Below are 20,094 nucleotides of genomic sequence, written 5' to 3'. Positions count from 1 at the left end.
GCGCGCGGTCACTCCGCGAGCGCGCGCAGGGCTCGTCTCTTGTCCTGCAGGGTCGACAGCTGCGTCATGATCCGCTGATAGCCCTCGGGGTCGCGCGACGGATCGGCGCGCTGGAGGCGCTGCTTGAGCACGGAGTACTCGCGGGTGAACGACAGCTCGGTGAGGCGATCCAGCAACGACGTGGCCAGGCGCTCGAGCCCCGCCTCGTCGCGGGCCGGCAGCTGCAGGTTGGCGAGCTCGACGATGAGCGGGCGCACGGTCTCGCCCGCGATCTCGAGCACCTGGTCGAGGTAGCGGGCGGGGCTCAGCTCCCCCGTCACCGCGTCGAGCAGGGTGCCGGCGGCGAGCATCACGTCCCACACCCCCTGCAGGGCGGGGACGTGGAAGGAGTCGTCGGGCAGTGCGGCGACCTTCTTCGCGTCCAGCAGCTGCGGCGACTGCAGCATGACGGCGAGTGCCTGGGTCTCGACCTGCCCGACGGGGTCCCGCGGGCTGACCACGTCGGCGAGCCGCGCGATCGGCAGGGCGCCCGTGTCCGCCTCGTCGTGTGCCCCCCGACCGTCCGAGGAGCCGGGCGCGGTCTCGGCGGCGGCATGCCGGCCGCCCTGGGGGGCGCTGCGGGCGGCGTCGTGCACGGCCCGCAGCACCGTCCGCTCGTCCATGCCGAGCCAGCCGGCCAGGCGTCGCGCGTACTCGGGGCGCATCGCCCGGTCGCGGATGCGGGCGACGACCGGGGCGGCCATGCGCAGCCCCGTCACCTGCCCCTCGACCGTGTCGAGGTCCACCTGGTCCAGGACGGTGCGGATCGCGAACTCGAAGAGCGGGCGGCGGCCGTCGACGAGCTCGCGGACGGCCTCGTCGCCGCGTGCGATCCGCAGCTCGCACGGGTCCATGCCGCCCGGCTCGACGGCCACGAAGGTCTGGGCGACGAAGCGCTGGTCCTCGTCGAAGGCCTTGAGGGCGGCCTTCTGGCCGGCGGCGTCGCCGTCGAAGGTGAAGATGACCTCGCCGCTCAGCCCCCGGGACTCGGAGTTCAGGCGCAGCCCGGCCGAGGGGTTCATGTCGCCCATGACGCGGCGCACGATCTTGACGTGCTCGGAGCCGAAGGCGGTGCCGCACGAGGCGACGGCCGTCGTGATGCCGGCGAGATGGGCGGCCATCACGTCGGTGTAGCCCTCCATGACGACCACCCGGTGCTCCTTGGCGATGTCCTTGCGGGCGAGGTCGAGGCCGTAGAGCACCTGCGACTTGTGGTAGATCGCGGTCTCGGGCGTGTTGAGGTACTTGGGCCCCTGATCGGACTCGAGCAGCCGTCGCGCGCCGAAGCCGATGGTCTTGCCGGTGATGTCGCGGATCGGCCACACGAGCCGGCCCCGGAAGCGGTCGTAGACGCCCCGCTGGCCCTGGGAGACGAGGCCGGAGGCGACCAGCTCGGGCTCGGTGAAGCCGCGTCCGCGCAGGTGCTTGAGCAGGGCGTCCCAGCCCTCGGGGGCGAAGCCCACGCCGAAGCGCTCGGCCGCGGCGCGGTCGAAGCCACGCTCGGCCAGGAAGCGGCGCCCCACGCCTGCCGCCGGGGTGGCGAGCTGCTCGCGGTAGAACTGCTCGGCGACGTCGTGGGCGTCGAGCAGGCGCTGGCGGGTGCCGAAGTCCGTGCGCTCCCCGCCGCCGCGCCCGGTCTCCTCGTAGTGCAGCTGCACGCCGTAGCGCCCGGCGAGGCTCTCGACGGCCTCGACGAAGGTCAGATGGTCGATCTTCTGGACGAAGGAGATGACGTCGCCGCCCTCGCCGCAGCCGAAGCAGTGCCAGTGGCCCAGCTGGGGCCGGATGTGGAAGCTCGGGGTCTTCTCGTCGTGGAAGGGGCACAGCCCCTTCATCGACCCGATGCCGGCCGTGCGCAGGGTGACGTGATCGCCCACCACCTCGTCGAGGCGGGCGCGTTCACGCACGAGCTCGACGTCCTCGCGCCGGATCCGTCCCTGGGGCGCCATCACAGATCCGATCCGAGACCGGGCAGCGGCAGATCGGCCGCGGTGACGTGGGTGGACGTGTCGACGAACAGCGCGTGGTGCAGGCGCCGCGCGGTCACGTCGGTGTACGAGGCGATCTGGTCGACGACGACGCGCCGTCGGGCGTCGTCGTCGGGCGCGGCGTGCCAGAGCTCGGCGAACAGGGGCGACAGGTGCGTCGCGCCCGTGTTCCACAGCCCTGCGTAGAGATCGCGGACGATCTGCTCCTGCTGCTCGTAGACGGGCGCCTGCTGCGCCGAGGACATGACGTAGGCGGCCGCGAGCCCCTTGAGCACGGCGATCTCGAGGGCCGTCTCCTCGGGCATCACGATGTCGCCGCCGAAGCGCGCGATCGCGGCGTGCCCGCAGCGGGCGCGCGTGGCCGAGACGACCGAGCCCGTGAAGCGGCCGATCAGCTGGCTCGTCATGTCCTTGAGCGCGGCGGCCGAGCGCATCGAGCCGGTGAACTCGCGCATCCACCACGGCTCCGCCTCGAGCCGGGACAGCGCCTCGTCGAGCTCGTCGGTCCCGTGCGCCGGGGTGTACCAGTCCTGCACGACGTACAGGGCGGCGCCGCGCTCGAGGGGGTCGGCCAGGCGCGCCAGGTCGAGGCTGCCGCCCGTGATCGCGTCCTCGATGTCGTGGACCGAGTAGGCGATGTCGTCGGAGGCGTCCATCACCTGCGCCTCGAGGCACTTGCGCCCCGTCGGCGCGCCCTCGCGCGCCCACGTGTAGACGTCGAGGTCGTCGGCGTAGACGCCGAACTTGCGCGAGGAGGGGTCCGGCCCCTCGCCGCGCGCCCACGGGTACTTGATGGCCGCGTCCACGACGGCGCGCGTGAGGTTGAGGCCGAAGGGGCGCTCCTCCCCCACGATCTTTGGCTCGAGGCGCGTGAGCAGGCGCAGGGTCTGCGCGTTGCCCTCGAAGCCGCCGATCCCGTCGGCCAGCTCGTCGAGGATCTTCTCCCCGTTGTGCCCGAACGGCGGGTGCCCCATGTCGTGGGACAGGCACGCCGCGTCCACGACGTCGGGGTCGCAGCCCAGCTCCTCGCCGATGTCCCGCCCGACCTGGGCCACCTCGAGGGAGTGGGTGAGGCGGGTGCGCACGAAGTCGTCCGAGCCGGCGCCGAGCACCTGGGTCTTGGCGCCCAGGCGGCGCAGCGCCGAGGAGTGCAGCACGCGCGCCCGGTCGCGCTGGAAGGGCGTGCGGGTCTGGGACTTCGGGGGCTCGACGGCCCAGCGCTCGATGTCGGCGGCGGCGTAGCCGTCCGGCACGGCCGGGGCGGCGGCGAGGGGCGCGGAGGTCATCGCTCAGCCCCCCGAGACCGACAGCTCGGCCTCGTGCAGGCGCGCGGCGATGTCGGGCGTGATCTCGCGGGTGTCCATCCAGCCCTCGGGGCACGCGGGCCGCTTGGGGGTTCCCGCGCGCCCGCGCGGGCCCTCGACGGCCTCGCCGGGGTACGGGCTCGCGAGGTCGAGCTCGGCGAGCTTGGCGTCGAGGTCCTCCAGCGACTCCATGGTCGCGAGGCGGTGACGCATCTCGCCGCCGACGGGGTATCCCTTGAAGTACCAGGCGACGTGCTTGCGCAGGTCGCGCACCCCGCGGCCCTCGTCCTCGAAGAACTCGACGAGCAGCTCCGCATGGCGACGCACCGTGCGGGCCACGTCCCCGAGGGTGGGCCGGACCCGGTCGGGCAGGCCCGCGAAGCCGGCCGCGAGGTCGGCGAACAGCCACGGGCGCCCCTGGCAGCCGCGCCCGACCACGACGCCGTCGCAGCCGGTCTGCTCGACCATGCGGAGCGCGTCCTCGGCCGACCAGATGTCCCCGTTGCCGAGCACCGGGATGTCGGTGACGAGGCTCTTGAGGTCGGCGATCGCGTCCCAGTTCGCGGTGCCCGAGTAGTGCTGGTCGACGGTGCGGCCGTGCAGCGCGATCGCGCTGGCCCCCACCTCCTGGGCGATCAGTCCGGCGTCGCGGTAGGTGACGTGGTCGGCGTCGATGCCGATCCGGGTCTTGACGGTCACGGGCACGTCGCCGGCCGCCTCGACCGCGCCGCGCACGATCCGGGTGAACAGCTCGGTCTTCCACGGCAGGATGCCGCCGCCCCCGCGGCGCGTGACCTTGGGGACGGGGCAGCCGAAGTTGAGGTCGATGTGGTCGGCCTTGTCCCGTTCGAGCACCATCTCGACGGCGCGTCGCACGGTCGCGGGGTCGACCCCGTACAGCTGGATCGAGCGGGGGCGCTCGCGTGGTCCCATCGTCACGAGCCGCCACGACTCCCGATGTCCCTCGACGAGGGCGCGGGTGGTGACCATCTCCGAGACGTACAGGCCGCCGTCGTCGTGGCTGTGCCGGGAGCCGAACTCGCGGCACAGCAGCCGGAAGGCCATGTTGGTGATGCCCGCCATCGGCGCGAGCACGACCGGGGTGTCCACGGTGTGCGGACCGATGGTCAGGGTGCGCCGGGCCGGGGCGGCGGACGAGGGCGCGGCGGGGGCCGTGCGGGCGGGGGCGTGGGCGGTGGTCATCGTGCTCGATTGTCCCACCCCCGGCGGACGGACGGGAGCCCGAGGGCAGGTGACGTGCATCGGGCGGCCACGCGGCGTCATACGCAGGCCTTGGGTCACCCATGAGCCCTACCATGGTGTAGTGCGGTGACGCCCACCGACCGCCCCCGATCCCAGCCCTGCCCGAGGAGCCCCCATGACCCGTCCCGCCGAGCCCGCGGCCCCGAGGAGCATCGGCTTCCTCGCCTTCGTCGACCACACCGGGATCGCGCCGGGCGGGGTGCGCTCGCGCGGTCTCGACGACGGCGTCGACCTCTTCGCCCGCGCCGAGTCCCTCGGCTACGACGTCGGCTACGTGCGTCATCGCCATCTCCAGGACTACCTCTCGGCGCCGCTGCCCTTCCTCGTCGCGGCCGGGCTCGCGGCGCCCTCCCTGCGCGTGGGCACCTCGCTGATCCCGCTGCGCTTCGAGAACGCCGGGCGCCTCGCCGAGGAGGCCGCGACCACGGACCTGCTGCTGGGCGGGCGCCTCGAGCTCGGGGTCGGCTCCGGCTACGCGCAGCAGGACGCCGTCAACGAGCGCGCCTTCGGCGCGGTCCCCGGCGCGATCCGCGAGCACGTCGACCGCACGCTCGCCGACCTGCTCTCCTTCCTCGACGGGGAGATGGTCGCGACGGCCGACGAGCTGTTCGAGACCGAGGAGGCGGGCACGCCCCTGCGCATCCGGCCCCAGGCCCCGACGCTGCGGTCGCGCGTCGCCTACGGGGCGGGCTCCGAGCGCAGCGCGCGGGCCGCGGGCAGCGCGGGCATCGGGCTGCAGGTCTCGACCCTGCAGCCCGCGGTCGAGCCCGGGCAGTCCTTCGAGGAGGCCCAGCGCGACCTGATCCGTGCCTACCGCGCGGCGAGCCGCGAGGCCGGCCACGGCGAGGGGCGCGTGACGGCGAGCCGGCAGGTGCTGCCCGTGACCGACCCCGCCGACCTCGAGGCCTTCGAGGCCCTCATCGAGCGCGACCGGCAGCGCCAGCAGGCGATGCACTCGGGCAGCGCGCTGATCGGCGGCCGCCCGGCGGCGTTCGGCCGGGTCGTCGCGGACGCCCCCGAGACGGTCGCCGCGTTCCTCGCCGCCGACGTCGCGCTCGCCGAGGCCGACGAGATCGTGCTCGCCCTGCCCTACGGCCATCCGATCGGGACCGTGCGCCGGATCCTCGAGGCCTTTGCGACCGGCGTGGCGCCGCATCTGCGCAGGGCCGCCGACGGTGACGAGGGAGCCGGCGGGACCAACGGGCGGACCGGAGGCGTGCGGGCGATGGGATGATGCGGACATCTCGCGCCGCTGGCGTGACGGCCGGTCCGACGTCCGTGCCGGCCCTTCCCGGAAGGAGCCTCCGATGACCGAGAAGACCTCCCCCCGCCCCGCCGGACGCGAGCTCCAGCTCGGCGTCCTCACCTTCGTCGAGCACACCGGCATCACGTCCCTCCCCGGGCGCGTGACGTCCCGCGGCCTCGAGGACGGGCTCGCGCTGTTCGAGCTGATCGAGGACCTCGGCTACGAGGCCGGGTACGTGCGCAGCCGCCACCTCCAGCCGTTCCTCTCGGCCCCGCTGCCGTTCCTCGCCGCCGCCGGCCAGCGCGTGCGCCGCCTGCTGCTGGGCACCCAGGTGATCCCGCTGCGGTTCGAGAACGCCGGGCGTCTGGCCGAGGAGATCGCCACGACCGACCTGCTCACGCAGGGGCGCCTGCGCATCGGTGTGAGCTCGGGATACTCCGCCAAGGACGCGGTCAACATGCGTGCCTTCGGCGAGCCCCGCGGCACGGTCCGCGAGCACGTCGACCGCACCCTGCACGATCTACTGTCGTTCCTCGAGGGCGAGACCGTCGCGATGGCCGACACCCACATCGAGACGATCGAGCCGGGCACCCCGCTGCGCGTGCAGCCGCAGGTCCCCGGTCTGCGCGGCCGCCTCTCCTACGGCGCCGCGACCGTGCGCAGCGCGGAGCTCGCCGGCGCGCTCGGCCTCGGCCTGCGCCTGAATACGATGAACCCCGACGACGGCTCGGGCCGCTCCTTCGAGGAGCTGCAGGCCGAGCTGATCCGCATCTACCGGCAGGCCTCGAGCGACGCCGGCTACGGCGACGGCTGGGTGTCGGTGGGACGCCTCGCGCTGCCGGTGCACGACGACGCGGACCTCGAGGCGTTCGACGGCATCATCACGGACGACGCGTGGAACCAGCGGGCCCACCGCGAGGGCGCCGAGGTGACCGAGATCGGCGGCCAGGCGGCCGTGTTCGGCCGCGTGCACGCCGACGCCCCCGAGGAGGTCGCGCGCACGCTGTCCGAGGACGTTGCCCTGCAGGCCGCCGACGAGCTCATCATCTGCCTGCCGATGGATCGGCCGCTCGAGCTCGTGCGCCGGATCGCGACGACCTTCGCGCAGGAGGTCGCGCCGCTGCTGCGCGACGCGTGAGGGCTCAGGCGCCCCGCAGGCGCTCCCCGAGGTAGCCGGCGACGCGGTCGAGCGCCACCCGCTCCTGGGTCATCGAGTCGCGCTCGCGGATCGTCACGGCCTGGTCCTCGGCGGTGTCGAAGTCGACCGTGACGCAGAATGGCGTGCCGATCTCGTCCTGACGGCGATAGCGCCGCCCGATCGCCTGGGACGTGTCGACCTCGACGTTCCACTGCTGGCGCAGCTCGGCGGCAAGCGCCTGGGCGCGCGGCACGAGGTCCTCGCTCTTGGACAGGGGCAGCACCGCGGCCTTGACGGGCGCCAGGCGCGGGTCGAGCCGCAGCACGGTCCGCTTGTCGACGCCGCCCTTGGTGTTGGGGGCCTCGTCCTCGGTGTACGCGTCGACGAGGAACGCCATCATCGACCGGGTCAGGCCGAAGGACGGCTCGATCACGTAGGGCGTGTAGCGCTCCCCCGAGGCCTGGTCGAAGTACTGCATCTTGGTGCCCGAGGCCTCGGTGTGGCTGTTCAGGTCGAAGTCGGTGCGGTTGGCGATGCCCATCAGCTCGCCCCACTCGGCGCCCTGGAAGCCGAAGCGGTACTCGATGTCGATCGTGCCGTCGGAGTAGTGGGCGCGCTTGTCCTCGGGCACCTCGAAGCGGCGCATGTGGGCGGGGTCGATGCCGAGGTCGACGAACCAGTCCCAGCACGCCTCGACCCAGTTCTCGAACCAGGCGGAGGCCTCGGCGGGCGGCGTGAAGAACTCGATCTCCATCTGCTCGAACTCGCGCGTGCGGAAGATGAAGTTGCCGGGCGTGATCTCGTTGCGGAACGCCTTGCCGACCTGCCCGATGCCGAAGGGCGGCTTCTGACGGGCGGCGTTCACGACGTTGAGGAAGTTCACGAAGATGCCCTGCGCCGTCTCGGGGCGCAGGAAGTGCAGCCCGGCCTCGGTGTCCACGGGGCCCAGGTAGGTCTTCATGAGCCCCGAGAACTGCTGGGGCTCGGTGAACTGTCCGCGCGTGCCGCACTTGGGGCACGCGATCTCGGCGAGGCCGCCCTCCGGCGCCCGGCCCTTGCGCTCCTCGAAGGCCTCGATGAGGTGGTCCTCGCGGAAGCGGCTGTGGCAGCTCTTGCACTCCACGAGCGGGTCGGTGAACGTCGCGACGTGGCCCGAGGCCTCCCACACCCGCTTGGGCAGGACGATCGAGGAGTCGAGGCCCACCATGTCCTCGCGGCCCTGCACGAAGGTGCGCCACCACTGGCGGCGGATGTTCTCCTTGAGCTCGACGCCGAGCGGCCCGTAGTCCCAGGCCGACCGGGTGCCGCCGTAGATCTCGCCGGCCGGGAAGACGAATCCGCGCCTCTTGGCGAGCGCGATGACGTTGTCCAGGGCGGAGGGGGCGGGCTTGGCCACGGAGGTCTCCTGAGATCGACGAGATGCGGGCGGAGCGCGGTCCACGAGAGGCCGGCGCGACCTCCAGCATATCGGCGCGCCAGCCCCGATGCGCCGCGCACGACGGGCGGCGCCGTGCCGGCCGGGTGCGGCGTTGCGAGGTTCACACGAGGAGGATTTGCCCTGGCCACGCACAATTCTTGAAAATGATTGTCATGCATGCAGATCACGTCTCGGACCGCCGCCCGTCCCGCGCCCCGGCCCCCGCACGCGTGGGCCGCCGTGCCCTGCTGCAGGCGGGCGGCCTGTCCGCCCTCGGCCTCGCCCTCGCCGCGTGCGGCACCTCGAGCGGCGGCGGCTCGGGCAGACCCACCGTGATCGTGGGCTGCTACGGGGTGCAGTACATGGCCCAGCTCGTCGCGGGCGACGCCGCCGAGGTGGTCAGCCTCGCCAAGCCGGGCCAGGAGCCCCACGACATCGAGCTGTCGGTCGCGCAGACGGCGCAGATCCAGGAGGCCGACGTGATCATCCAGATCCCCGGCTTCCAGCCCGTGCTCGACGACGTGATCGACTCGAGGTCGCTCGAGGGCACCGTGCTCGACGTCTCCACGGTCGTCGACCTCCTGCCCGCGACCGACACCGGCGAGGACGGCGAGGAGACGGCGTCCGACGGCGGCGGCGAGCACGACGAGCACGACGAGCACGACGGCGATCATGCACACGACCACGGCGCGTACGACCCCCACTTCTGGAACGACCCGAGCCTGCTCGCGGCCGTCGCCCGCGAGCTCGGCGCGCGGCTCGACGCGGCCGTCGAGGGCGGCTCGACCGCGTTCGCCGACGCCGCCGAGTCCGCGGCGAGCACCCTGATGGACCTCGACGCCGAGCTGGCGACGGCCTACGGCGCGGTCACGGGGCCCAAGGTGTTCGTCACGGGCCACGCCGCCTTCGCCTACCTCGCCCGCCGCTACGGCCTCGAGCAGATCGGCATCACCGGCATCGACCCCGAGGTCGAGCCGTCCCCGCAGCGGCTCCTCGAGCTCCAGCGCCTGATCGACGAGAAGCACGTGACGACCGTGTTCTTCGAGGAGAGCGCCTCCCCCAAGGTCGCCCAGACCCTCGCCGACCGCGTGGGCGTGGCCTCCGAGGCGCTCGACAACCTCGAGACCCAGCTCGATCCCGACGCCGACTACGCTGACGTGATGCGAGCCGACGCCGACAAGCTCATCGCCTCATGGCAGTGAGCGAGGACAGCCCTGACACCGCGGTGATCGCGGTCCGCGACGCGGACGTCACCCTCGGGGTCACCCCGGTGCTGCGCGACGTGTCCGTGCGGATCGAGGCGGGCGAGATGGTCGGCTTGCTCGGCGCCAACGGCTCGGGCAAGTCCACCCTGCTGCGCACGATCGTGGGGATCGTGCCGACCCGGCGCGGCTCGGTCTCCCTGTTCGGGCGCCCCGTCGCCGATCGGGCCGTGCACGACCGGCTCGGCTACGTGCCCCAGTTCTCCGCGGAGGCGAGCTCGATCCCCGCGACCGCGCGCGAGACGGTCGCGACGGGCCTGCTCACCGCGCGCCGCTGGTTCGCGAGCGGGCGCGACCCGCGCATCCATGCCCTGCTGGCCGACGTCGGCCTCACCGCGCTCGCCGACCGCCCCGTGACGCAGATGTCGGGCGGCCAGCGCCAGCGCGTCATGATCGCGCGCGCCCTCGTGCGCCGTCCCGAGCTGCTCGTGCTCGACGAGCCCTTCTCGGGCGTGGACATGGCCACCCAGCGCACCCTCGCGACCCTGCTCTCGCGCCTCCAGCAGCGCGGCACGACCGTGCTCGTCGTGCTCCACGAGCTCGGCGCGCTGAGCGAGCACCTCACGCGTGCGATCGTGCTCGACCACGGGCGCGTGGTCCACGACGGCCATCCCGCCGACCGCCCCCTCATCGACCCCGGCCACGACCACGCCTTCGCCGTCGACCAGTGCCTGGGACAGGAGCTGCAGCCGTGATCACCCCCTGGGATCTCCTGACCTCGGAGATCATGCGCTACCCGCTCATCATCGCGGTGCTGATGGGCCTCACCGCGCCCATCGTCGGCACCTACCTCGTGCAGAAGCGGCTCTCGCTGCTCGGCGACGGCCTCGGCCACGTCTCGCTCACGGGCGTCGCGATCGGCTGGCTCGTGGGGGCGTGGCTGCAGACCGACCCGAACGACCTGCTCGCGGTCCCCGGCGCGCTCATCGCCTCCGTGATCGGCGCCCTGCTCATCGAGTTCGTGCGGGAGGTCGGGCACACGAGCCGCGACGTCGCGATGGCGATCCTGTTCTACGGCGGCATCGCGGGCGGCGTCGTCATCATCCAGCTCGCCGGCGGCACCTCGACGAGCCTGATGGGCTACCTGTTCGGCTCGCTCGCGACCGTGACCGGGACCGATCTCGTCATCTCCGTGGTGCTGGCCGTCATCGTGCTCGCGGTCGGGCTCGGGCTCTCGCGCCTGCTGTACGCCGTCACGAGCGACGAGGAGTTCGCGCGCGCCTCGGGCCTCCCGGTCCGCGCCGTCAACGTGCTCATCGCGCTCATCGCCGCCCTCACCGTGACCCTCGCGATGCGCATCATCGGCGCCCTCATGGTCTCGGCGCTGATGATCGTGCCGGTCGCGGCCGCGCAGACGATGGTCGTCGGCTTCACGCGCACCATGCGCACGGCGATGGGGATCGGCGTCGTGTGCAGTTTCGGCGGCCTGGTGCTCACGGCCTACGTGGACCTCCCGCCCGGCGGCGTCATCGTGCTCATCGCGATCGCGATCTACGCGATCGGGCTCGTCGTCCGGGCGATCCGCGAGCACGTGGGCTCGGGCCGTGCCGTCGCGGCCGAGGCGACGGACGAGGCGGAGGGCACTGACGCCGCGAACGGCGCCGACGGCGCCGACGGCGCGGACCGGCACGGCCCGCTCGACGCCGCCCGGGTGCGGACGCGCTGAGGCTCACAGCGCCGAGGGGGCCGGATCGTGGACAATCGAGGGATGGACTCCTCCCCCAAGCAGCGCACGACGCGCCAGCGCACCGCGATCCTCGCGGCGCTCGGTCACGAGAGCGACTTCCGCAGCGCCCAGCAGCTGCACGAGCAGATGCGCGCGTCCGGCGAGTCGGTCGGGCTGGCCACCGTGTACCGCAACCTCCAGTCCCTCGCCGAGAGCGGCCAGGTGGACGTGCTGGTCACCGACGAGGGCGAGTCGATCTACCGCCAGTGCGAGGACGACACGCACCACCACCACCTCGTGTGCCGCGTGTGCGGGAGGACCGTCGAGTTCCAGGCCCCTGAGATGGAGGAGTGGACGCGCCGGATCGCCTCCCAGCACGGCTTCGCCGACGTCCACCACACGATGGAGATCTTCGGGCTGTGCCCCGACCACGCCGACCAGGCCTCGTGAGCCCGGCGTGGACTGGATCCGCGAGCTGCCCCTGGTGCCGTCGATCGGCGTGCTCTGGGTGATCGTGCTGTGCCGCGCGGGCGGCACGTACGCCCTCGGGCGCGCCGCCCACCGGCTGGCCCACCGCGGCCGGGTCGCCGAGCTGCTCGACGCCCCGCGGGTCGCGCGCGCGATCGGGCTCGTCCAGCGCTGGGGCGCCCCGGTGGTCGCCGCGAGCTTCCTGACCGTCGGCTTCCAGACCGCCGCGAACGCCGCCGCCGGACTCACCCGGATGCCCCTCGTGCGCTACCTGCCGGCCCTCGTCGTCGGCGGCTTCGTGTGGGCGTGCATCTACGCGACGATCGGGCTCGCGGCCGTCGCCCTGTGGGTCGAGCTGTTCCTGACGAGCCCCTGGGCGGCCGTCGCCCTGCTCGTGATCGTCGCGGCGATCGTGGTCGCCGTGCTCGTGCACCGGCGCCGGCGCCGGCGCCGCGCCGCCCGCGAGACGCCGGTCGACACGGAGACGATCGACACGGAGACGATCGACGAAACGCCGGTCAGGCCGTCGGAGCCGGCTCCGGAGCGTCGATAGCCCCGCCGTAGCGGCGGTCGCGGCGCGCGTACTCGGTGATCGCGCGCCACAGCACCCGCCGGTCGACGTCGGGCCACAGCTCGGTCACGAACACGAGCTCGGCGTAGGCGGCGTGCCACAGCAGGAAGTTCGAGGTGCGCTGCTCCCCGCTCGTGCGCAGGAACAGGTCGACGTCGGGCATGTCAGGGTCGCCGAGGCGGCGACCGAGGCTCTTCTCGGTGATCGAGCGCGGACTGAGCCGTCCGTCGCGCGCCTCCTGGGCGATCTCGCGGACGGCGTCGACGATCTCCGCGCGGCCGCCGTGGTTGACGCACATGTACAGGGTCATCCGGGTGTTGTGCCGCGTGAGCTCCTCGGCCTCGCGCAGCTCGCGGATGACCGAGCCCCACAGGCGCTGCTCGCGTCCGATCCAGACGATCCGCACGCCCCACGCGTGCAGGGTGTCGCGCTGGCGGCGCAGGACCGAGCGCGAGAAGCCCATCAGGAAGCGGACCTCCTCCGGGGAGCGCTTCCAGTTCTCCGTCGAGAAGGCATAGGCCGACAGATGGGTGACGCCGATCTGGAGGGCCCCCGCGACGACGTCCAGGAGGGCCGCCTCCCCCGCCTCGTGCCCCGCCGTGCGCGGCAGCCCCCGCTGGTTGGCCCAGCGGCCGTTGCCGTCCATGACGACCGCGACGTGCCGCGGGATCACGGGGGCGGGGAGCTGCGGCGGCCGCGCCCCGCTCGGATGCTCGAACGGCTCGGAGTACGACGAGCGGGCAGGCGTCATGCGGGGTCCTTCGCAGAGGAGGAGGAGGGGAGCGACGGGGATCGGGCGCTCGCCCCAGGGTAGGTGACGCGAGGACCGGCGGAGGTGACCGGTTCGTGGAGGAGCGGCGCAGATCCCCGGTCGGCCCGCTCAGCGCTCGACGTAGTGCAGCGAGCGGACCGAGCGCTCGAGGTTCCAGGTGACGGAGTCGGCGATGAGCCGGCTCGCCTCGAGTTGGATGGTGCCGTCCGCGCCGAGGGCGGCGTCCCAGTCGCCCGCGAGCAGGAAGATCATGTGCTCGACGGCGGCCTGGCGGACGGCGACGGCTCCGGGGCGCCGGCACGCCGAGCAGACCAGGCCGCCCGCGGCCACGTCGAAGGCGTGGTGGGGGCCGTCGGCGCCGCAGGTCGCGCACGTGCGCAGCTCGGGGGCCCAGCCGGCGTAGGCGAGGGTGCGCAACAGGAAGGCGTCGAGCACGAGCGGCGCGGGGATGCGGCCCGCGGCGGCGGTGCGCATGGCCCCGACGAGCAGCAGGAACTGGCGGGCGTTGGGGTCGACGACGTCGTCGGTGAGCCGGTCGGTGGTCTCGAGCATCGCCGAGGCTGCGGTGTAGCGGCCGTAGTCGCCGCTGATGCCCTCGGCGAACGACTCGATCGTGACCACCTGGGTGACGGTGTGCAGGCTCTTGCCGGTGTGCAGCTGCACGTCGACGAGGCCGAAGGGCTCGAGGCGCGCGCCGAAGCGGCTGCCCGTGCGCCGCACGCCCTTGGCGACCGCCCGCACCTTGCCGTGACGGCGGGTCAGCAGCGTGATGATGCGGTCGGCCTCCCCGAGCGGATGGGTGCGCAGGACGATCGCGTCGTCCCGATAGAGCTTCTGCATGATGGTCGCGAATCTACCGCCGAGGGCCGACGAACGGCAGGATCTGAGGCATGAGACTCTTCGCGGCGATCCGGCCCCCGCGCGAGGCGCTCGCCCACCTGGACGGCGTGCTCGAGCCGATCCGGCGGGCCGAGGGCCTGACGCTGCGCTGGGGCGATCCCGGTCAGTGGCATCTGACGCTCGCCTTCGCCCCCGCCGTGCCCGACGGCGCCCTCGACGACGTGGTCGCGCATCTGAGCGGCATCGCGGCCCGGCACGATCCCCTCGAGCTGCACCTGGCGGGGGCGGGCGAGTTCGGGCGCCGCACGCTGTGGATCGGCGTCGGCGGCGAGGTCCCGGCCCTCGAGCGCCTCCTGGGCGAGCCGCTGCTCGAGCCGCGGGACGGACCGGACGCATCGGACGGGCCCGGTGGGTCGGCGCGCGACCGCCACCGTGCACACCTCACGGTCGCCCGAGTCTCCGCACGGGCGCCGCAGACCCGGCGGCGCCGGGGCACGCACCGGGAGCGGGCCGCCGATCCCGTGGCCGCGATTCTCCGGCGCACCGTGCATGCCCTGTCGGTGTACCGGGGCCCGGCCTGGACCGCCGAGGAGATCGAGGTGGTCGCCTCGCATCTGGGGCAGGGACGCTCGGCCGGCCCGCTGCACGAGGTGCTCGCGCGCGTGCCGCTGGCGTGACCGTCGGCCGGCGTGACCGTCGGCCGGCGTGCCCTCAGCCGGCCTGACCCTCAGCCGGCGTGCGCGACGGCGAAGACGCGCCGGAACGGCAGGACGACCCGACCCTCGGCGTCGGGCGGGTACGCCTCGCGCAGACGGGCACGGTACTCGGCCTCGAAGTCCGCGCGGAGCGCGGCGGGCAGCGCCTGGAGCGTGGGCCGGGCACCCGTCCCCGAGACCCACGTGAAGACGGGATCCGGGCCGGTCAGCACGTGCAGGTAGGTCGTCTCCCATGCGTCGACCGTGAGCCCGCAGGCCTGGAGGCGGCGCAGGTAGGTGACGGCGTCGTGCGAGGCCGGTGCGTCCACGCCCGCCGTGTGCGGGGCGAACTCGGGCAGGGCCGCGAGGTCGCGGCGGATGGTGTGGCTGGGCTCGTCGAAATTGCCGGGGACCTGCATCGCGAGCCATCCGCCGTCAGCGAGCAGGCCGGCGAGGCGGTCGAGCAGCTCGAGGTGGCCCGGCACCCACTGCAGGGCGGCGTTGGAGACGAGGATGTCGAGCGGCTCGGCGGGCTGCCACGTGCGCAGATCCGCGAGCTCGGCGGTGATCCCGGCGACCCCACGGGCTCGCTCGATCATCTCGGGGCTCGCGTCGACCGCCGTCACCTCGGCCTCGGGCCACCGGTCGTGCAGCAGCGCGGTGAGGTTGCCCGGCCCTGCGCCGAGGTCGGCGACATGGCGTGGGGCGCGCGCCCCGACGCGCGCGAGCAGGTCGAGGAACGGGCGCCCGCGTTCGCCGGCGTAGGCGAGGTAGCGCTCGGGGTCCCAGGTGTGGTGCTGCGGCTCGTCCATCGTGGTCTCTCCTTCAATCCTCTTGAGCTCAAGATATACCACGGGTCGCCCCGACCTAGACGCCGAGCGGGATCTCGCGCGAGTCGATCACCGGCGCCTCCTCCCGTGCCGAGGCCTGCAGGGCTGTGCGGAAGGCGCGGATGGCGGGATGCTCGGCGCGCCCCGCGCGGACCGAGGTGTAGATCAGCCGCTGCGGGTTGCCCGGCAGGCGCCGCAGATGCGTGCCGGCGAGGTGCTGGCCGGCGATGAGCGAGGGGATGAGAGCGGCGGCATGGCCCGAGCGCACCAGATGGGCCTGGAGCAGCGGGTCGGGCGAGTCGAAGCGGACGTCGGGCTCGAATCCGGCGGCCCGCAGGGCGGAGCGCGCCCACAGGCCGGTGGGCGTCTGGGCGGGGTCGAGCGCCCACGGCGCGTCCGCGAGCTCGGCGAGGGATCGCGGGCGCGACCACGGTCCGGTGCGGGGCAGCACGAGCAGGAGTGGGTCGCTCACGAGCTCCTCGCGGTCGACGCCGGGCCGCAACGGCTCGTGCACGCCGGGGAACTCCTCGCCCAGGATCACGTCGAAGTCGTGGGCGAGCAGGCCGTCGTGGGCGGCGGCGAGCTCGCGCTGGGTGATCGTCACCAGCAGCGCCGGATGCTCGCGGGCGAGCAGGGTGAGAGCGGGCGGCGCGATCGAGAGGAGCGGCGTCTGGAACGACGCGACGCGCAGGGTGCCGGCGATCTCGGGGCGGGTCGAGGCGAGCTCGGCCTCGGCGCGCTCGAGGCGTTCGAGCACCGCGTCGGCGTGGCCGACGAGTCCGAGCGCCGCGTCCGTGAGGCGGACCCGTCGGCCGGACTTCTCCAGGAGCGTCACGCCCGCCTCCTTCTCGAGGATGGCCAGCTGCTGCGAGACGGCGGAGGGCGAGTAGGACAGGGAGCGCGCCACCTCGGCGAGGGTGCCCAGGCGGTGCAGCTCCGAGAGCATGCGCAGACGCTGGACGTTGAGCACGGGGGGCACCTCTCAGGGGTAGGGGTCGGGGTGGCGAACGATCAGGTCTGCTTCACCTCATTCGTCACGAAGTGTCGCTGGACTGAAGCATCGCACGGGACGATGCTGGATGCCATGAGTTCCGCCCCCACGTCCCGCACCGGCATGCCCGTCGCGATGATCCTCGGGTCGTGCGTGTCCCTCCAGTTCGGCGCCGCGTTCGCCGCGCAGCTGTTCGGCTCCCTCGGCTCGTGGGGCGTGACGTGCCTGCGGCTCGGGATCGCCGCGATCGTGCTGCTCGCGATCGTCCGGCCGGCCGTCCATCGCTGGGACGGCGCGCAGTGGAGGGCGGTCGTGCTGTTCGGGGTCGCGCTCGGGGCGATGAACGGCTCGTTCTACTCGGCGATCGAGCGGATCCCGCTGGGCGCCGCGGTGGCGATCGAGTTCCTCGGGCCGCTCGTGCTGTCGGCCGTGCTGTCGCGGCGCGCCGCGGACCTGGCGTGCGTCGGGGTCGCGCTCGTGGGCGTCTCCTTGTTCGGGGTGGAGTCGCTCGTGGGGATCGCCTCGCTCGATCCGCTCGGCGTGGTGTTCGCCCTGACGGCGGGCGTGTTCTGGGCGTGCTACATCCTGACGAGCGCGCAGGTCGGGCAGGTGGTACCGGGCCATGGCGGTCTCGCGGTGGCCGTCGCGATCGGGGCGGTGGCGCTGCTCCCGCTCGGCGCCGGCGGCGTGGCGCGCGCGGTGGTCGAGCCTCATCTGCTGCTGCTGGCCCTGGGCTGTTCGCTCCTGGCCTCGGTCATCCCGTACGTGCTCGAGCTGTCGGCGCTGCGCCGGCTCCCGCGGCACGTGTTCGGCATCCTGCTGAGCCTCGAGCCGGCCGTGGCCGCGCTCGCGGGGCTCGCCCTGCTCGGCCAGCCGATCACCGTGCTCGGAGTGCTCGCCGTCGTGCTCGTCATCGCCGCGAGCGTCGGTACGACCCTCACGGCACGCCGCGAGGCACGCCGGCCGGTGATGGCGCCGGAGGCGAGCGCCGTCGGCCCGGACGGTGAGGACATGGGGCGGGGTGAGGACGAGGACATGGGGCGCGGTGAGGACGCGGACACGGGGCGCGGTGAGGACGCGATCATGACAGCGGGTTCAGGCGAGGCCTCGGCTCCCGAGGCGCGCGAGTCCAGGGACGACGCGCGGGTCTCGTGCGGTGCGACCGCGCGAGCGGGCGGCTGATCGCTGGGCCAGTTGCCGACGAGGTGGTCGCCGAAGGACTGACTGCCGTCCTGTCGGTGTCGGCGAGCGGCGATGGAGGAGGCTGCCGGTACGCCGCGGCGTTGTCGGCCGCAGCGTTGTCGACCGCTCTCTCGTCAGCTGGGCGGCGCAGTCTCTAGGGATCAGCCGACGGACTGGTCTCGGTGTCGGGCTCGTCGTCGGTGTCGCCGCACTCGCGGGAAGGACCGGCGCCGTCGGCTCCGTCCCCGAGGTTCGTAAGGGCTCCGGTGGCCTCGTGGCGCCCGCCGCTCTCGTGGCACTGGTGGTTGTCGCCGGGTCCAAGGGGTCCGAGGGGCGTGAGGTGGCAGGTCGTGGTCGCCCCACCAGGGCTCGACCACGTCACCGCCGGTGCACCGTCGTCGTCGCGGGTGGGGGTGACGGTCCACCCGGCGTGGTCCTTGAGCAGATTGCAGCGGACGCACAGTCCCTGCGCGTTCGCGTAGGAGGTGGCGCCACCGTCAGCGTGTGGGGTGATGTGGTCGATGTGGCGGACGGTGGCGTTGCACCACGGGCTCGCGCACGTCGATTCCCTCCACCGGACCATCTGCTCCAGCGGCGCGGGGAACGCCCGGGCGCGGGAGTCCATCGCCACCAGCTCACCCGTCGTGGGGTGGGTGTACAGCCGTCTCATGGTCGCGTTCATCGTGGCGTCGGGGTGTTCGTCCCACCCGGGGTTGTTCTTATACCCCGGCGGGCTCCCACGAAGAGTGTCGGTGATGATGTGGGCCGGGATGGGGCCGTAGCCCTCGAGGTGGGCGAGCTCTCCGCCCCCGTCCGGGGCCAGGAGCGCCCGATCGGTGATCACCACACCGATGGTGATGCGACGGTGACGGTAGCGGTCTGTCGAGCGGTGGCTGGTGTCTGAGGCGTCGGACTCACGTTCCTGGTCTAGGCCCGGAACGTCATGGTCGCGCGTGTCATCGAGCATCTCGCCGCGTCCGTCCGTGTCGAGCACGGTCGCTCCGCCGGGCAGCGGGACGCCTTCGAACTGAGCATCAGGCAGTGACTCGCCCGAGACAAACGGGTCCCGTGCCCGATCACCGCCGGTGATCGCGTCGACTAGGGCATCAGCCTCGAGCGCCCGGACTCCGTCGATCGAGCCCTGGGCACGACGGGCTTCAGCCTCGGCGCGCAGGGCTTTCATGACCGCGCTGGCATCCATGGCCCGCACGGTCGCGGTGACGGCGACCATGTGGTCTTCCAGCAGTCGCGTCCGCACACACCGGCCCCGCGCCGCACGCGTGGCACGGTGCCGGGCATCATCCGGGTCTCTCGCGTCGCGTAGAGCACGGACTTCGGCACCTAGACGCCGTGTGCCCACACCGTTCAGGCGTGCAGGGTCGGCGGTCAGGACTTCGTCGATGGACGCGGCGACGTCAGGGTCAACGTCATCGAGCGCGACCGCGATCGCCCGGGCCTGCTGCTCGGTGACCCGGCCGGCGGCGAGCAGGCTGAACGTGCTGGGGAGCTGGGTGACCAGGCGCTGCGACGCGGCCAGAGACATCGACGACGCCGACGGCGAGACTCGGCGTGCCAGGCTCAGCTCCTGCGCGGCGGCGCGGCCCTGCTCTGTCGTGGGGACGCCCCGTGCGGCGTCGGCGTCGGTGATCCGGGTCGCGGCTATGACCTGCCAGGTCGCATCAAGAGCGGCGAGGGTGGAGCGGAGCTGATCGATGACCGCGACCACACCGAGGGCCTCGGCGGCGGAGCCGGGTTCAGTGTCGACCAACCCATCACGCATCGCCACCGGGGCCTCCACCGCTGCCAGCGCCCCCGCGAGGATCGATGCCACGACCTCACGCGCCGCCCCGTCACGGCTGAGCATCTCCGCCTGGGCGAGGACCTGGGACAGGGCATCATCAGCGGGGGCGGTGCAGTCGCCGTCGGTCGCGGCAGTACCCGAAGGCACGCGGGTGCTCGAGGGGAGCGACCCGTCATTGCGTCTCGATGCAGTTCCCTCGGTGGGCATCGACCTCGTGCTCGTGCCGCCCGCCGGAACGTCACCCCCTCCCGCCGGGAGCAGTGCAGGACCATCCGCACCCAGTGCCCGGGCGCGGTCATCGCGCTCCGGACCCTCGGCCCTCGAATGATCCCGTCTTGTCGTCATGCCCCCTATTCTTCCGAGGGGGTCTGACAAACGGGACGCGCTCTTGAGACCTTTTCGAGAATGTGGACAACTCTGCATTGGGAGGGAACGCCGAATGGGGCGGTGGAAGGCGATGGGTGGCTGTCAAGGCATTCCGGCGGAAGCGGGCTTCGGGGCGGGCACGTGTAGCGGCATCCGCAAGCATGGGCGCGGACATGGGCCGGACAGTGAGAGGGGTGACCGTGCTCGATCGGGGCGAGCAGTCTCCGTGACGAAACGGCCGACGAGCGAACAGAT

The 20,094-nt window shown here is 73.0% G+C and carries 18 protein-coding genes; 9 read left to right on the top strand and 9 right to left on the bottom strand.

Annotation, left to right across the window (positions count from 1 at the left end; translation table 11 throughout):
• Positions 1–8: 8 nt before the first annotated feature.
• From dnaG to dusB, 3 genes are read right to left on the bottom strand one after another with little or no spacing between them, the layout of a single operon-like run.
• Positions 9–1,988, bottom strand: a complete 1,980-nt coding sequence (gene dnaG, locus BRM3_RS11275; RefSeq protein WP_263593408.1) for a DNA primase — start codon at positions 1,986–1,988, stop codon at positions 9–11.
• Positions 1,988–3,313 carry a deoxyguanosinetriphosphate triphosphohydrolase gene (locus BRM3_RS11270; protein WP_263593407.1) on the bottom strand — a complete coding sequence of 442 codons (1,326 nt, stop codon included), beginning with the start codon at positions 3,311–3,313 and terminating at the stop codon, positions 1,988–1,990. Before BRM3_RS11270 ends, dnaG begins: the two co-directional genes overlap by 1 nt.
• A gap of 3 nt (positions 3,314–3,316) precedes the next feature.
• Positions 3,317–4,534 carry a tRNA dihydrouridine synthase DusB gene (dusB, locus tag BRM3_RS11265; protein ID WP_263593406.1) on the bottom strand — a complete coding sequence of 406 codons (1,218 nt, stop codon included), beginning with the start codon at positions 4,532–4,534 and terminating at the stop codon, positions 3,317–3,319.
• A gap of 175 nt (positions 4,535–4,709) precedes the next feature.
• Between dusB and BRM3_RS11260 the strand changes: the two genes are divergently transcribed.
• Both BRM3_RS11260 and BRM3_RS11255 read left to right on the top strand, forming a co-directional pair.
• Positions 4,710–5,828, top strand: coding sequence for an LLM class flavin-dependent oxidoreductase (locus BRM3_RS11260; protein ID WP_263593405.1), 1,119 nt, complete (start codon positions 4,710–4,712; stop codon positions 5,826–5,828).
• Between the two features lie 73 nt (positions 5,829–5,901).
• Positions 5,902–6,978 carry an LLM class flavin-dependent oxidoreductase gene (locus BRM3_RS11255; protein ID WP_263593404.1) on the top strand — a complete coding sequence of 359 codons (1,077 nt, stop codon included), beginning with the start codon at positions 5,902–5,904 and terminating at the stop codon, positions 6,976–6,978.
• A gap of 4 nt (positions 6,979–6,982) precedes the next feature.
• Here BRM3_RS11255 and BRM3_RS11250 read toward each other — a convergent pair whose 3' ends face one another.
• On the bottom strand, positions 6,983–8,374 hold the full coding sequence (locus BRM3_RS11250) for a glycine--tRNA ligase (RefSeq protein WP_263593403.1): 1,392 nt from the start codon (positions 8,372–8,374) through the stop codon (positions 6,983–6,985).
• Positions 8,375–8,568: 194 nt separating this feature from the next.
• Between BRM3_RS11250 and BRM3_RS11245 the strand changes: the two genes are divergently transcribed.
• The 5 genes from BRM3_RS11245 to BRM3_RS11225 are packed head-to-tail and all read left to right on the top strand — an operon-like array spanning position 8,569 to position 12,344.
• The gene (locus BRM3_RS11245) at positions 8,569–9,597 is read left to right on the top strand and encodes a metal ABC transporter solute-binding protein, Zn/Mn family (RefSeq protein WP_263593402.1); all 1,029 of its coding nucleotides are present in this window, start codon (positions 8,569–8,571) and stop codon (positions 9,595–9,597) included.
• Positions 9,588–10,352 carry a metal ABC transporter ATP-binding protein gene (locus tag BRM3_RS11240; protein WP_263593401.1) on the top strand — a complete coding sequence of 255 codons (765 nt, stop codon included), beginning with the start codon at positions 9,588–9,590 and terminating at the stop codon, positions 10,350–10,352. The genes BRM3_RS11245 and BRM3_RS11240 overlap by 10 nt, the downstream gene beginning before the upstream one ends.
• Positions 10,352–11,323 (top strand): metal ABC transporter permease, encoded by a 972-nt coding sequence (locus BRM3_RS11235; protein WP_396127041.1) that lies wholly within the window; start codon positions 10,352–10,354, stop codon positions 11,321–11,323. Before BRM3_RS11240 ends, BRM3_RS11235 begins: the two co-directional genes overlap by 1 nt.
• A gap of 42 nt (positions 11,324–11,365) precedes the next feature.
• On the top strand, positions 11,366–11,773 hold the full coding sequence (locus BRM3_RS11230; protein WP_263593399.1) for a Fur family transcriptional regulator: 408 nt from the start codon (positions 11,366–11,368) through the stop codon (positions 11,771–11,773).
• Between the two features lie 7 nt (positions 11,774–11,780).
• Positions 11,781–12,344 (top strand): DedA family protein, encoded by a 564-nt coding sequence (locus BRM3_RS11225; protein ID WP_263593398.1) that lies wholly within the window; start codon positions 11,781–11,783, stop codon positions 12,342–12,344.
• Here BRM3_RS11225 and BRM3_RS11220 read toward each other — a convergent pair.
• Together BRM3_RS11220 and recO are read right to left on the bottom strand one after the other, a co-directional pair.
• Positions 12,310–13,113 (bottom strand): isoprenyl transferase, encoded by an 804-nt coding sequence (locus BRM3_RS11220; RefSeq protein ID WP_263593397.1) that lies wholly within the window; start codon positions 13,111–13,113, stop codon positions 12,310–12,312. The two genes, BRM3_RS11225 and BRM3_RS11220, sit on opposite strands and share 35 nt — an antisense overlap.
• Before the next feature lie 129 nt (positions 13,114–13,242).
• Positions 13,243–13,974, bottom strand: a complete 732-nt coding sequence (gene recO / locus BRM3_RS11215) for a DNA repair protein RecO (protein ID WP_263593396.1) — start codon at positions 13,972–13,974, stop codon at positions 13,243–13,245.
• 50 nt (positions 13,975–14,024) lie between these two features.
• On the opposite strand from recO, the gene thpR reads away from it, so the two are divergent.
• A complete protein-coding gene (gene thpR, locus BRM3_RS11210) occupies positions 14,025–14,651 on the top strand; it encodes an RNA 2',3'-cyclic phosphodiesterase (protein ID WP_263593395.1) in 627 nt (208 codons plus the stop codon).
• A 50-nt stretch (positions 14,652–14,701) separates the two neighbouring features.
• Here thpR and BRM3_RS11205 read toward each other — a convergent pair whose 3' ends face one another.
• Positions 14,702–15,481 carry a trans-aconitate 2-methyltransferase gene (locus BRM3_RS11205; RefSeq protein WP_263593394.1) on the bottom strand — a complete coding sequence of 260 codons (780 nt, stop codon included), beginning with the start codon at positions 15,479–15,481 and terminating at the stop codon, positions 14,702–14,704.
• Positions 15,482–15,536: 55 nt separating this feature from the next.
• Positions 15,537–16,469 carry a LysR family transcriptional regulator gene (locus BRM3_RS11200; RefSeq protein WP_263593393.1) on the bottom strand — a complete coding sequence of 311 codons (933 nt, stop codon included), beginning with the start codon at positions 16,467–16,469 and terminating at the stop codon, positions 15,537–15,539.
• 114 nt (positions 16,470–16,583) lie between these two features.
• Between BRM3_RS11200 and BRM3_RS11195 the strand changes: the two genes are divergently transcribed.
• A complete protein-coding gene (locus BRM3_RS11195; RefSeq protein ID WP_263593392.1) occupies positions 16,584–17,672 on the top strand; it encodes an EamA family transporter in 1,089 nt (362 codons plus the stop codon).
• A gap of 154 nt (positions 17,673–17,826) precedes the next feature.
• On the opposite strand, the gene BRM3_RS11190 is transcribed toward BRM3_RS11195, so the two are convergent.
• Positions 17,827–19,620, bottom strand: a complete 1,794-nt coding sequence (locus BRM3_RS11190; RefSeq protein WP_263593391.1) for an HNH endonuclease — start codon at positions 19,618–19,620, stop codon at positions 17,827–17,829.
• Positions 19,621–20,094 lie beyond the last annotated feature (474 nt).

This window comes from Brachybacterium huguangmaarense, assembly GCF_025725725.1.
GTDB lineage: Bacteria > Actinomycetota > Actinomycetes > Actinomycetales > Dermabacteraceae > Brachybacterium > Brachybacterium huguangmaarense.
Note: the sequence above shows the minus strand (reverse complement) of the source record. Positions and strands in the feature narration are given on the sequence as shown.

What these genes read in the sequence shown, in the direction of transcription:
- recO (WP_263593396.1), bottom strand. Translation starts at nt 13,974, where the DNA reads ATGCAGAAGCTCTATCGGGACGACGCGATCGTCCTGCGCACCCATCCG.
- BRM3_RS11240 (WP_263593401.1), top strand. Translation starts at nt 9,588, where the DNA reads ATGGCAGTGAGCGAGGACAGCCCTGACACCGCGGTGATCGCGGTCCGC.
- BRM3_RS11260 (WP_263593405.1), top strand. Translation starts at nt 4,710, where the DNA reads ATGACCCGTCCCGCCGAGCCCGCGGCCCCGAGGAGCATCGGCTTCCTC.
- BRM3_RS11255 (WP_263593404.1), top strand. Translation starts at nt 5,902, where the DNA reads ATGACCGAGAAGACCTCCCCCCGCCCCGCCGGACGCGAGCTCCAGCTC.
- BRM3_RS11205 (WP_263593394.1), bottom strand. Translation starts at nt 15,481, where the DNA reads ATGGACGAGCCGCAGCACCACACCTGGGACCCCGAGCGCTACCTCGCC.
- thpR (WP_263593395.1), top strand. Translation starts at nt 14,025, where the DNA reads ATGAGACTCTTCGCGGCGATCCGGCCCCCGCGCGAGGCGCTCGCCCAC.
- BRM3_RS11220 (WP_263593397.1), bottom strand. Translation starts at nt 13,113, where the DNA reads ATGACGCCTGCCCGCTCGTCGTACTCCGAGCCGTTCGAGCATCCGAGC.
- dusB (WP_263593406.1), bottom strand. Translation starts at nt 4,534, where the DNA reads ATGACCACCGCCCACGCCCCCGCCCGCACGGCCCCCGCCGCGCCCTCG.
- dnaG (WP_263593408.1), bottom strand. Translation starts at nt 1,988, where the DNA reads ATGGCGCCCCAGGGACGGATCCGGCGCGAGGACGTCGAGCTCGTGCGT.
- BRM3_RS11245 (WP_263593402.1), top strand. Translation starts at nt 8,569, where the DNA reads ATGCATGCAGATCACGTCTCGGACCGCCGCCCGTCCCGCGCCCCGGCC.
- BRM3_RS11195 (WP_263593392.1), top strand. Translation starts at nt 16,584, where the DNA reads ATGAGTTCCGCCCCCACGTCCCGCACCGGCATGCCCGTCGCGATGATC.
- BRM3_RS11230 (WP_263593399.1), top strand. Translation starts at nt 11,366, where the DNA reads ATGGACTCCTCCCCCAAGCAGCGCACGACGCGCCAGCGCACCGCGATC.
- BRM3_RS11270 (WP_263593407.1), bottom strand. Translation starts at nt 3,313, where the DNA reads ATGACCTCCGCGCCCCTCGCCGCCGCCCCGGCCGTGCCGGACGGCTAC.